Origin of the sequence: Fibrobacter sp. UWB2 (assembly GCF_002210425.1) — a bacterium.
Lineage (GTDB): Bacteria > Fibrobacterota > Fibrobacteria > Fibrobacterales > Fibrobacteraceae > Fibrobacter > Fibrobacter elongatus.
Genome location: NZ_MWQK01000004.1, coordinates 141,490 through 153,443, shown reverse-complemented (window position 1 = coordinate 153,443; position 11,954 = coordinate 141,490). Strand labels below are relative to the sequence as shown.

The window sequence follows — 11,954 nt, the reverse complement described above, 5'->3', positions numbered from 1 at the left end:
GCGTGCGAATTCTTTTTTTAGTCCTTTTGCTGATTTTGAATGTCTATGCCGAAGCCAAAGGCTCCGGTACGGTTCGTTCTGGCTCTAAGGCGAAAAAAGCGAAGTCCGAGGTGGTCACTAAAAAGTCTACAACATCCAAATCGGCGAAATCTCGCAAAACAGCCTCTCGCAAAGCTTCGCAAAAAACAGCAAATTTAGACACTGCGACACCGGAGTCCGCTACTCTGTCCGGTACGACTGACGTTTCTACGAATTTTGCAAATCCCGCCATCTCGGCAACCTCCGTCGCAGATACAGCAATAGAAAGCGAAATCGTTCGCGATACCATCGTCGATACCGTTTACGTGATTATGCCCGAATCGGCACGCGCGCAAGAAAAGCCCAAGGGGTACAACATCCCGTTGCCTCACCAGTCGGCGTATTTGAAGGATGGTATTTCTGTCGGCATCGGTGCCGGGCTTTTCAAAGCATCCGATGACTGCGATTGCCTTGGCGTGTGGCAGGGCCAGTTTGAATACCATTATAGGGACTATGTTACGGGTGGCTTCGACGTCCGCTTCTTTGGGGGAACGCTCGACCGCGATATGATGCTCATGTACCAGCGCTACCGCCTGAATGTCAAGTTCCACAAGAGCTTTACGGGCGCAGACTTTTATGCTGGCGCCATGCTTGGACTCGAGACGACCGACCTCTCGGAATTCCGCAAGGAATTGAAGGACGGCGTCCGCAGGAACCGCTCGGATGAAGTGGATTCGAGTAAGGTTGCGGAACTAGACAGCCTGTCCGAAGAAGGCGAATCCTCGCAGAATGCTGTTTCCGAAAAGAACTGCGAAAAGATGTTCTCTCTCGATGGCTTTACGCTTGGTGTCGAAGTCGGCATGGGTGTTGCCTTGTCCCGCTATTTGGGCCTTATGGGCAGTGCAAGCTACGAGTTCAACTTCTCATGGGCGCAACTGGTCTCGTTCAGCCCGGGAATTGCGTTCAATGTGCAAGAAATCTGGCCATGGGGGCGCAACAACCTCCGCTCGACGTGGGTTTCCTTCGAAATGATATTCCAGCGATACTTCAATCGTGGAGTGGGGGAATGGGCCGTAGCCGGATTTGTCGGCCTCCAGTTCGGGATTTAACGATGCTTTTCGGGGGCGACTACCTCCCGAGGTTTGACATCCGGAACGCTTTTTTCTATATTACCCGCACCGATTTATTCGGAACCCTCCCGGAGCCAATGTCGGTTTCCGGGCGATAGACCAAAGGGACTCATTATGAGACAATACGAAACGATGGTGATCATCGACGCTATGATCTCTGACGACGCTATCAAGGCTGAAGTCGAGACTATCGCTGCAAACATCACCAACGGCAACGGCGAAATTCTCCGCCGTGACGACTGGGGCAAGCGCAAGCTCGCTTATACTATCAACAAGCGTCAGCATGGCTACTATGTGATTTTCTACTACAAGGCCGAAGCCTCTGTGGTTGCTAACATGGAAGCCGCTCTCAAGCTCAACGAAAACGTTCTCCGCTGGATGACCCTCGCTGATTATCCGATGAGCGAAATCGTTTACGACCAGACTCAGGCACAGTCCACCGAAGAAATTATTCCGGTTGACGCAGAAGAAGGGGAGGCTGAATAATGGCTTTTGAAGATAAGAAGCAGGCTACTCGTATTCGCCGCAAGAAGACTTGCTGGTTCACCGAGAACAACGTCAAGTTCATTGACTACAAGGACGAAAAGACTCTTCGTCGCTTTATCTCTGAACGTGGCAAGATCATCCCGCGCCGCATTTCTGGCACTTCTGCTAAGTATCAGCGTATGCTGAACGAAGCTATCAAGCGTGCCCGTCAGATGGCTATTCTCCCGTTCGTTTCGGACAGCATGCGCTAATAGGAGGAACTAGACTATGGAAATTATTCTTAAGGCTAACGTCCCCCACTTGGGCAAAATGCTCGACGTCGTGAAGGTTAAGGATGGTTACGCACGTAACTACCTCTTCCCGCGTAAGCTCGCTGTTCGCGCAACTAAGGAAGCCAAGCTTGAAATCGAAAACAACCGCGCTGCTGTTGAAGCTCAGTTCCAGAAGGAACTCGCTGCCGCCGGCGATGTTGCTGCAAAGCTCGCACAGGTTTCTGTCAACCTCGAACGCCGCGTTGTTGAAGGCGAACGTCTCTACGGTTCTGTGACCGCAGGTGACATCGCTGAAGCAATCACCAAGGCTGGTGTCAAGGTTTCCCGTGCTCAGATCGACCTTGCTGAACCGATCAAGCAGCTCGGTGTCTACACCGTGACTGTCAAGGTCTTCAGCGACGTTGAAGCACAGGTCAAGGTTTGGGTGGTCGCAGAGAAGTAATTCTCTTCAGTTCCACTGAAAATCTTACGGACCGCTCCCAATCGGGAGCGGTTTTTGCTTGTTATAGTACCATTTTACAACGTTTTAACGGCTGGCGCCGTTGAAAAAGTAAGCAAAAAAATATATTTTATACTGGGTTTGATTAATTGGGTTAGATTAATTAAAAAAGAGAGTGGTTTATGATCAAAAAGATTGCTTTGTTCGCTCTTGCTGTATCTGCAGCGTTTTCGAGTGCATTCGCCGCCAGCGATTGCTCTGTTGCGATAACTCCGAGTTTGGGCATTTTTAGTGGAAACCAGATTAAGCCGACCGTTACAAGAGTGATGTGTGACGATGTCGAACTTACCGATTTTTCCGTAACGTATGGCGAAAACATAAATGCGGGCGCCAATGCGGGAACTGTTTATGTGACTGTGAAGGGTAATACAGACCCCATTGAAAAAAAATTTGATATCGAACAAAAGCCCATTAAAATCTTGATCGATAATGCCGAAAAGGAAAAGGGGACTAAAGATCCGGTATTTACGTGGAAATTGGCTGAGGTAAAAAACCTCGATGCGAAAGCTCTTGAGAGTTTGCAGGCCGGATTGGAAGAATTTATTGAACTCACAAGAAACGCCGGCGAGGAAGTCTTTACTTATCCGATTACGTTGGCAGACGGTATTTATGAAGGCTTGAAAAAGAATTTCCCCAACTATGATTTCTCTTTCACCCCGGGCGAATTTACAATCACCAAGACCAAGGTGACTGTGGTGGTTACAAGTACGGCTAAGGTTTATGGTGAAAAAGATCCAGAGTTTGAATACACGATTCACGGAAATATCAAAGAGTCCGAATATTCAGCGTTGGGAACCATTGAATTGTCTAGACCCAAGGGTGAAAATGTTACAGCCGATGGCTATTTAATCTCTGTAATTGTCGAAAATATGGAAACAGATGATTACTATGTGGAAACTGTTCCTGGTACATTCGTTATTCAGCCTGCACCGGTAAATGTTGTTGTCGATGATGTAGAAAAGATTTATGGCGATGCAACGCCTGCATTTACCTACAAGGCAACAGGACTTCTTGGCTCGGATAAGCTGAAGGATGTTACGATTAGTTGTGCTAAGTGTGTTTCGACGGGACTTGAAAATGTCGGTGAATACGCTGTTACCGCTTCGGTGAAGGCTGCTTCTAATCCCAACTACAAGGTGACGACGAAGGGTGGTACGCTTACTGTTACGCCGAAGGCCGCTACGGTGACTATGAACAACGCCGAAAAGACTTACGGCGAAAAGGACCCAAAATTTACATATGAAGCCGAAGGCCTTGTGACAGCAAGTGAATCGCTTGCATCTCCGACGATTGCTCGTGCCAAGGGTGAAAATGTTGGCACTTACAAGGTCAGTGTTGAATTTGCAGAAGGCGCGAACCCCAACTATACGTTGACTGTCAAGCCGGGTACTCTGACGATTAATCAAAAGGCCGTTACCTTGGTTGTCGATAACATTACCAAGAAGTATGGCGAAAAGGACCCTGAACTGACATACACGGTCAGCGGTATTGCTTCGTTCGACGGCGTCAAGGATGAACTGAAGGGTGTCTCTCTGAAGCGCGAAGCTGGTGAAGATGCCGGTGACTACGCCATTACGGCTACGGTTGATGATGAATCGAACCCGAACTACATCGTCAGTACAAAAGATGGCCAGTTGACGATTACCGCAAATGACGATAAGATTGTGGTCACGATTACGGGACATGTCGATACCGTTGAATATGATGGCAAGGAACATACTGTGAAGGGGTACGATATCTCTTCCAATAGTGAAGCGTACTCCCTCAAGTTTGTCGAATACAGTGGCAAATCTGTTATTGCAGGGACGAATGCCGGCAAGTATTATATGGGAATTTCTGCCGCAGACTTCAAGAACACTTCGGTGAACTATCCCAATGTAACGTTTGATGTCACGGATGGAGCTTTGGTTGTAGAACCGAGAGCATTGGTGGTTTCTGCTAATGCTGATACCATTACGTATGGCGATGAAACTCCGACTGAATTTACATGGTCTGTCGATAGACTTCTTGAAGGTGATGAACTCGATAACATCCACGTGTCTCTTGGCAAGACAGGTCTCCTTGCTGCTGGCGACTACGAACTCACCTTCGACAAGAAGAGCCCGACGAACACGAACTATGAAGTGACCAAGTACGAAACGAACTCGCTTACCGTGAAGCAGAAGATTGTGACGGTGACTGTGAACGATACGTCCAAGTTCTATAGCGAAGCCGATCCGGAAAAGTACACCTATACGGTCTCGGGATTGCTTGATGGTGACGAATTGCCGGAACTTTATATGAAGCGTCAGCAGGGTGAAGACGTTCTCCTTGATGATGAAACCTATAGCATTTCGGGTGTGTTTGTCGAAGATTTTGACAATCCGAACTACATTGTGAAAATCAGACAGGGACACTTTACGATTAAGCCTTGCACGCAGAGAATTACCGTTGCTATCTATGGTGACAACGTAATTGCTATGTATGACGATGGCAACGAGGTCTCGGCCCTCAAGAGCTTTGATGTAAGCCCGATGCGCATTCCGGGTGAACCTTGGTTGCCCGAAGAATTTGCTTACAAGAAGGAATTCGTTTCGTACAAGGGCGATTCTTTGATGACTGAAACGGAACTTGGCGTTTACCCCATGGGACTTGTCGCATCTGACTTTGTCAACATTTCTCCGAACTTCGAAAATGTCAACTTTGTCGTTACGATTGATGGCACGTTCAAGATTACGGACCAGGAAATTTCTATTGCTGCAGTCAAGGGCGCAAAGGCATTTGGACTTACCTCTGGCAATCGCAGCATTCAGGTGAGCGGTTCTAAGGTGGGTCAGCGCTTCGCTGTTCTCGACATGCAGGGCAGAGTGCTCCGCTCGGGTGTCGTAGAATCCCCGAATTTCGAAATCCCGGTTTCGAATGCTGGCATTTACATGGTCCGCGTGGGTGCATCTGCACAGCGTATCCGTGTCAAGTAGCCTTTAACTAAGATTTTAATGTAGAAAGTCTCGGATTTGTGTCCGAGACTTTTTGTTTTGATAACATTTTTTGCTATTTTAAGGTTATATGCGCAAGTTTGCTCTTTTACCTCTGTTTTTAGGTCTGTCTCTCGCCCAGCTTTCTTTTGGCCAGGTGCGAGACCTTTTCGCTGAATTCGAAGAAGAAGCTAAGGCCCCGGCTTCGGTTCCGGCGAGTTCTGCTTCTGTAGCTCCTGAAGCTACAAAGGCGCCTGCTACTCCGGCGGTCGCTCCAGAAAGTTCTGCGGCTAAGGCCCCGGCAAGCTCTGCTTCCAAAAAGTCTAAAGCGAAGTCCTCTAGCAGCAAGGCTGTTTCGAGCTCTTCTGTCATTTTGTCCAGTTCATCAGCTGTCGTCGTGAGTTCTTCCTCTGTAGAGGTTAGCGCTCCTTCTAGTTCATCGGTGGTTCCGGTCGAGTCGAGTTCTTCTGTGGAGGCCGCTCCGGCTGTGGCGATTGTCGATACCGCCGTTTTGGACTCCGCTGCACGTGATTCCCTCATGCGCGAAGCTGCAATTGCCGAAGCAGAAAGGGTGCGTGCCCAAGCCGATTCTTCGAGACGTGCCGATTCTCTTGCGCAGGCTCAGGCCGCAGGCCTTACGGATGTGAGCAGCAGTTCTGTTGCCGCCTCCTCGAATAGCATGAGCCGTCGTGATTTGCTTGGACCGGTGAAGGTCTCTAAGGTCCATGGCATTGACGAGCTGAAGGGCCGTTACAAGAATCCGCGCAAGGCTTTGTTCCTCTCGCTTTTGGTGCCGGGTGCAGGTCAGCTGTATGTGGGTGGCTCTACGGCAACGTATGTCCGCGGTGGCGTCTATATGGCACTTGAAGTGTTCATGTGGAGTGGCTGGGGTTACTTCTCCATCTACAAGTACAACCAGCAGGTGGATAAGTACAAGAAGTTTGCCAAGCAGCACTATTCCATTGGCCGATACGAAGATGCCATGCGTGATCTCTATAGCGCTGCAGGCTCCCTCTATCCGTCTACGTTCAATAGCCGTTATATGGGAACACGTAAGTCGTTCTGCGAAGCAATTTATGGCGATGCGACCTATGGCAAGTGCTATCAGGACGATGCCTTGTTTAGCGACGACAAGACTCATCTGAATAACTTCAAGGACAAGGACAAGTCCTTAGGCGATGAAATGAAGGACTTCAAGCGTTCGTTCAACAAGGAATCTGAACTCTTCCAGCTTATTTCTGAAGGCGCTTACGTGCGTGGTTGGGATGATGTTAAGAATGGCGGTACTTTGGCCATTGACTTAAACCTCGAAGATGAAGATGCTGAAACTGTTTCGCTGGGTGAATCTGAACACATGCTCAAGTACCGCTCCATGCGCCGCGATGCCAATGATTATGCTGACATGCAGGCTTGGTTCATTGGCGGGCTCATCTTGAACCATATCGTTTCTGCCGTGGATGCTGCTTTGACTGCAAATGCTCACAACAAGGTCCTCTATGAAGAAGATGTTTCTTGGTATGACCACTTGCATTTCGATAGCGGAATCTCGTTCAAGGATTCCTTCGGCTGGTCTGTTCGCGCCAATTGGGGATTCTAATGCGCATTATTCTTGCCATACTGCTTGCGTCTGTCGCCGCATTCTCGCAGATTGTGGTGAGCGTTGATCAAAACGTCTATAAGAATAGCGAAAAGAACGTGTTCTTGGCCGTTGGTGCTTCGGCGCTTTTACCGGGCATGGGCGAACTTTACTTGAACGAAAAGAAGTTTGTGCGTCCGTTTGTCTGGACTGACCTTGCGTTGTGGGTGACGGCTGTGGGCTCTTATGTCATAGGGGACCGCTATGTGACGTCGGCTCACAATTATGCTGTGCGCCATGCTGGGCTTACTGGCAAAAAGAATGTTTCGTTGCTGAATACGGTGGGGTCCTATCGTAGCCGTTCGGGCGTGTTTGGACAAAACTCCTCGCCGGACATGAACGAGGACTACAACCAGGCAATGATCCGCTCTGACAAGAAGGTCGATGAAGAATTTTCGAATGACATCCAGTGGGATTGGGGAAGCTCCGACAATCCGGAATCGACGGAACATATAGAAGAATTTAAGAGCCGTATGCGTCATTACCGCATAAGCCGCATCGTGTTCCAGGTTTCTGTGGGAGCGCTAATCCTGAACCGTGTGGTTTCCATGCTCGATGCCTGGCGCATTTACCGTGCCACCTCGACCAAGTCGTTCTCAAGCAAAGTGCAGTTCGAACCGGAATTCTATGAAGATGGTGCTGCGCTTTTCATGAACGTAAAATTCTAATTTTGTCATTCCCGCCTCAGTGCGGGAATGTCCTTTTTTATGCAACTTTTTTACAGTGTTAATCATCTAAATACGCGAAAATAATCAAACTACTCCCTACCGTCTACTTCTAACTAAAATATGAAACACCTTCTTTTAATAGCACTCTCTTCTCTTCTTCTTGTGGCTTGTGGTAGTAAAGACGATTCCGCCAAGGGCGCTCCTGCTGGCAAAGGCAATGGCGGTAAAAAGGGTGGCGCTCAGAGAGTGCTGAATGTCGAAGGTTATGTGGCAGAGCTTGGGTCACAGGGCAAGAACTTCCAGACGATGGCGACTCTTGTGCCGAAGAACAGTGTTTCGCTTTCGGCGGCAACTTCTGGCCGCTTGGTGAGCCTCAAGGCTAAAGACGGTGCTATAGTCAAGAAGGGTACGCTCCTCGCAAAGATTGACGATTCTGAACTCCGTGCGCAGCTCAAGCAGGCGCAGTCGAACAAGATGCTTGCCGAGCAAAAGGAACAGCGCATCCGTGGTCTCTTTGAAAAGAACGGGGCGACCAAGCAGGATTTGGAATCGGCAGAAGCATCGCTCAAGTCTGCGCAGGCAAGCGTAGAACTTATCCAGGCTCAACTTGCAAAGACCGAAGTCCGTGCGCCGTTTAGCGGCAAGCTTGGCTTTGTCGATGTGTCCGTGGGCGCTTGGCTCAACTCTGGCACCCCGATTGCTGAACTCAGCGAAGTGGACCGACTCAAGGCGAAGTTCTCGCTCCCGCAGCGCTATGCGTCTGTCATCAAGGTGGGCGACAAGATTTCTCTCAAGGACTCTGAACGCAATGTTGAAAAGTTCGGCGTTGTCTCTGCGCTTGATGCCGTGATTTCTGAAAGCAGCCGTACTCGCCGTGTGATGGTCGATGTCGATAACGCAAAGGGCGAACTCATTGCGGGTAGCTTTGTGAGTGTGAATGTCGCGATGGAAGCTAGCAACGTGCAGAGCTTTACGATCCCGTCCGAAGCGATGATTCTCGACAGGGAAGGCGCTTACGTGTTTGTGAGCCAGGGAGGCAAGGCTAAGATCAAGCATATCACGACGGGACTCCGCACGCCGATGTCTGTGCAGGTGCTTTCGGGCCTTGATGTTGGTGATACGGTGATTGTTTCGGGTATTGTGAGCCTCCGTCCAGGTGCCGATGTCAAGATTAAGGGACTCCGCCATTCGATCAATTACGAGGTAGAGTAATGAGCGTAAGCCAGCTCTCCGTCCGTCGCCCAGTCCTCATGACAGTGATGGCGCTTGTCATCCTGTTGCTTGGATTTTTTGGGCTCAGTTCTCTCGGCATTCGTGAATACCCGAACGTTGACTATCCGTTGATTCAGGTGCGTACTTCTTACCCAGGTGCAAACGCTGCCGTGGTCGAAGCGGAAGTCACTGAAATCTTGGAAGCATCCATCAACAGTGCGTCAGGTATCAAGGCTTTGACGTCTACGAGCCGCGATGGTTTCTCTTACATCAGCATTGAATTTGAAACGGGCATGGACTTGGAAGCGGCCGCAAACGAAATTCGCGACCGCGTGAGCCGTGTGCGTCGTCGCTTGCCGGACGATGTCGATGAACCGACAGTTTACAAGTCCGATAGCGATAGCGACCCGATTTTGATGGTGAGCCTTGTGAGCGACAAGTTCGACCCGATGGAAGTTTCGGAAATTGCGAACAACCACGTGAAGGAACGCTTGCAGACGATTAACGGCGTTTCGGAAGTGGCAATTTGGGGTGAAAAGCGCCCGGTTGTGCGCTTGTGGATTGACCCGGTGCGTATGCAGGCTCTTGGCGTCTCGGGCGCGCAGATGGCGGCCGCTTTGAAACAAGGTAACTTGGAACTCCCGTCTGGTTCTATCGAAGGTACAGAAACGACGCTTTCGATTCGTACGCTTGGCCGAGTTCTCGATCCAAAGTCCTTTGGCAATATTGCGGTGAGGACGGCTGAAGATGGAACCGTGATCCGCATTTCTGATGTCGCGGATATCCATTACGAACCGAAGGATACGCGTACTGGTTTTAGACGTAACGGCAAGAATTCCATTACGCTTGCTCTCATGGCGCAGCCGGGCAGTAACCACGTTGAAATTGCAAACGAATTCTACAAGCGCGTCGAAGACATCCGTCGTGAAATCCCGGAAGGCGTGGAACTGCTTTACGGTCGCGATACTTCGATTAACATCCGCGCGTCCATCAAGGAAGTGGTGGAGACCATCTTTATCGCGTTTATTCTCGTGATTGCGATTATCTTTGCGTTCCTCCGCGAAGGCCGTACAACGTTTATCCCGATGGTCGTGGTGCCTGTATCTGTGATTGGTAGCTTCTTTGTGCTTTACCTTTGCGGGTTCAGTATCAACGTGCTTACGCTTTTGGCGATGGTCCTCGCGATTGGCCTTGTTGTGGACGATGCCATTGTGATTGTGGAAAACATTTATCACAAGATTGAAAGTGGCATGACGCCGAAGCAGGCGGCAATTGCAGGAACAAATGAAATCTTTTTTGCGGTGATTGCAACGTCTGTTGTGTTGATGGCGGTGTTTATTCCAGTGCTTGCCTTGGGCGGTACAACTGGACTTTTGTTCCGCGAATTTGTGGCGGTGATGATTGGAACAGTGTTTCTCTCGACGCTTTGCGCTTTGACGCTTTCGCCGATGCTTTGTTCTAAATTTCTGAAGCACCAGAAGAAAGGCGCCTTCTTTAAACTCACGGAACCGTTCTTTGACTGGCTGAACGGGATGTATTCACGTTTGCTTGGCGGATTCCTAAAATGGCGCTTGCTGTTGTTTCCGATTGTGGCTGTTCTCTTGTTTGGAGCGTATTTCTGCTTCAATAACATGAGTAGCGAAATGGCGCCGACCGAAGACTCCAACGCTGTGATGGTGAACATGAGCATGCCCGAAGGCGTGAACCTCTCGCGCACCAAGCGCATGGCCGATGAATTTGTCGATGAAGTGACTTCGATTCTCGATTCCAATGAATACACGGAATTCCAGGCGGGTGCTTGGAATGCGGGCAACTCGAGAATGCGTTTGTTCTTGAACGACGATAAGAAGGCTCGTCGTCCGCAGAGTGAAATCGCCCGAGTGATTCAGGTGCTCGGTAACGAATACCCGGATTTGCGCGTGATGGTGTTTGAACCGCAGAGCATTAGTACGCAGCGCGGTGGCCTCCCAGTGCAGTTTGTGTTGCAGGCTCCGAACATCGAAGTGCTGCGTGACCTTGTTCCTAAATTCGAAGAAGCGGCAAGCAAGAGCCCTGTGTTCAGCGTGGTGAACAGCAACTTGCGCTTCACGAAGCCGGAACTCCACATCGAAATTTTGCGCGACAAGGCAAATGAAGAAGGTGTGTCGGTGAACGATATTGCACAGGCGGTGCAGCTTGCCATTAGCGACCAGACTTATGGCGATTACTATAAGGACGGTCGTCAGTACGATATCATTGGCGCTGTCGGTTACCAGTACCGCGATACGCCGGAAAATCTTTCAATGCTTACGGTCAAGAACGGCAAGGGCGAGTTGGTGAGCTTGGACAACTTTATTACGTACAAGGAACAGTCCGCTTCTCCGTCGCTCCCGCGTTACAACCGCTTTAGCGCAGCGACCATCCAGGCAGGCCTTGTGCCGGGCAAGACGATTGGTGATGGCGTCGAAGAAATGCGCCGCATTGCAAAGACCTTGTTGAAGGATTACCCGAGCGTGAGCACGACCTTGAGCGGTTCTTCCAAGGAATTCGAAGAAAGCTCTTCGGGACTCTACGTGGTGTTCTTGCTTGCGCTAGCACTTGTGTTCTTGGTGCTCGCGGGGCAGTTCGAAAGCTTCCGTGCGCCGTTTGTGATTTTCTTTACGGTGCCGCTTGCACTTTCTGGCGCTTTGGTGAGCTTGTTTGTCACGGGCCAGACGCTCAACATCTTTAGCGAAATTGCTTTGATTCTTTTGATTGCTCTCGTGACGAAGAACGGTATCTTGATCGTGGAATTTGCAAACCAGATTGCCGAGAATACGGGCTGCAGCAAGCTCGAGGCGGCTCGGATGGCGGCGGAACGCCGCTTCCGCCCAATCCTCATGACGAGCCTTTCGACAGTATTGGGCGCAGTGCCGCTCATCCTGACCGGCACCCCGAGCCGCATTGCAATGGGTGTTGCCATTGTAGGCGGTCTCACGTTTGCAACGTTCATGACGCTTTTCATTGTGCCTGCAGCCTATAGCTTCTTCGCCGGAAAGGTCGAATGCACCAACACTGATGCAAGCAAGATGGCATAAGCAGTTGGCTGGCTGCTTCGCCG

General features: G+C 50.1%; 9 protein-coding genes. All 9 read left to right on the top strand.

Annotated features, from left to right (window positions below):
• Positions 1-2: 2 nt before the first annotated feature.
• The 9 genes from B7982_RS08835 (at position 3) to B7982_RS08795 (ending at position 11,931) form a co-directional block, all read left to right on the top strand.
• Positions 3-1,127: a hypothetical protein gene (locus B7982_RS08835; protein WP_088660424.1), complete on the top strand. Its 1,125-nt coding sequence runs from the start codon at positions 3-5 to the stop codon at positions 1,125-1,127.
• Between the two features lie 135 nt (positions 1,128-1,262).
• Entirely contained in the window at positions 1,263-1,634 is a 372-nt protein-coding gene (gene rpsF, locus B7982_RS08830) for a 30S ribosomal protein S6 (protein ID WP_012820328.1), read from the top strand.
• On the top strand, positions 1,634-1,885 hold the full coding sequence (gene rpsR / locus B7982_RS08825; RefSeq protein WP_012820327.1) for a 30S ribosomal protein S18: 252 nt from the start codon (positions 1,634-1,636) through the stop codon (positions 1,883-1,885). Before rpsF ends, rpsR begins: the two co-directional genes overlap by 1 nt.
• A 16-nt stretch (positions 1,886-1,901) precedes the next feature.
• Positions 1,902-2,348 (top strand): 50S ribosomal protein L9, encoded by a 447-nt coding sequence (rplI, locus tag B7982_RS08820; RefSeq protein ID WP_012820326.1) that lies wholly within the window; start codon positions 1,902-1,904, stop codon positions 2,346-2,348.
• Between the two features lie 179 nt (positions 2,349-2,527).
• Positions 2,528-5,362: an MBG domain-containing protein gene (locus B7982_RS08815; RefSeq protein WP_088660423.1), complete on the top strand. Its 2,835-nt coding sequence runs from the start codon at positions 2,528-2,530 to the stop codon at positions 5,360-5,362.
• 88 nt (positions 5,363-5,450) lie between these two features.
• Positions 5,451-6,956 carry a hypothetical protein gene (locus B7982_RS08810; RefSeq protein WP_088660422.1) on the top strand — a complete coding sequence of 502 codons (1,506 nt, stop codon included), beginning with the start codon at positions 5,451-5,453 and terminating at the stop codon, positions 6,954-6,956.
• The gene (locus B7982_RS08805) at positions 6,956-7,663 is read left to right on the top strand and encodes a hypothetical protein (protein WP_088660421.1); all 708 of its coding nucleotides are present in this window, start codon (positions 6,956-6,958) and stop codon (positions 7,661-7,663) included. Before B7982_RS08810 ends, B7982_RS08805 begins: the two co-directional genes overlap by 1 nt.
• A gap of 120 nt (positions 7,664-7,783) precedes the next feature.
• The gene (locus B7982_RS08800; protein ID WP_088660420.1) at positions 7,784-8,875 is read left to right on the top strand and encodes an efflux RND transporter periplasmic adaptor subunit; all 1,092 of its coding nucleotides are present in this window, start codon (positions 7,784-7,786) and stop codon (positions 8,873-8,875) included.
• Complete coding sequence (locus B7982_RS08795; RefSeq protein WP_088660419.1) at positions 8,875-11,931, top strand: efflux RND transporter permease subunit; 3,057 nt, start codon at positions 8,875-8,877, stop codon at positions 11,929-11,931. Before B7982_RS08800 ends, B7982_RS08795 begins: the two co-directional genes overlap by 1 nt.
• Positions 11,932-11,954 lie beyond the last annotated feature (23 nt).

Bases quoted from the DNA above. Each gene is read 5' to 3' on its own strand.
- B7982_RS08800 (WP_088660420.1), top strand. From the start codon at position 7,784: ATGAAACACCTTCTTTTAATAGCACTCTCTTCTCTTCTTCTTGTGGCT.
- B7982_RS08795 (WP_088660419.1), top strand. From the start codon at position 8,875: ATGAGCGTAAGCCAGCTCTCCGTCCGTCGCCCAGTCCTCATGACAGTG.
- B7982_RS08810 (WP_088660422.1), top strand. From the start codon at position 5,451: ATGCGCAAGTTTGCTCTTTTACCTCTGTTTTTAGGTCTGTCTCTCGCC.
- rplI (WP_012820326.1), top strand. From the start codon at position 1,902: ATGGAAATTATTCTTAAGGCTAACGTCCCCCACTTGGGCAAAATGCTC.
- rpsF (WP_012820328.1), top strand. From the start codon at position 1,263: ATGAGACAATACGAAACGATGGTGATCATCGACGCTATGATCTCTGAC.
- rpsR (WP_012820327.1), top strand. From the start codon at position 1,634: ATGGCTTTTGAAGATAAGAAGCAGGCTACTCGTATTCGCCGCAAGAAG.
- B7982_RS08805 (WP_088660421.1), top strand. From the start codon at position 6,956: ATGCGCATTATTCTTGCCATACTGCTTGCGTCTGTCGCCGCATTCTCG.
- B7982_RS08815 (WP_088660423.1), top strand. From the start codon at position 2,528: ATGATCAAAAAGATTGCTTTGTTCGCTCTTGCTGTATCTGCAGCGTTT.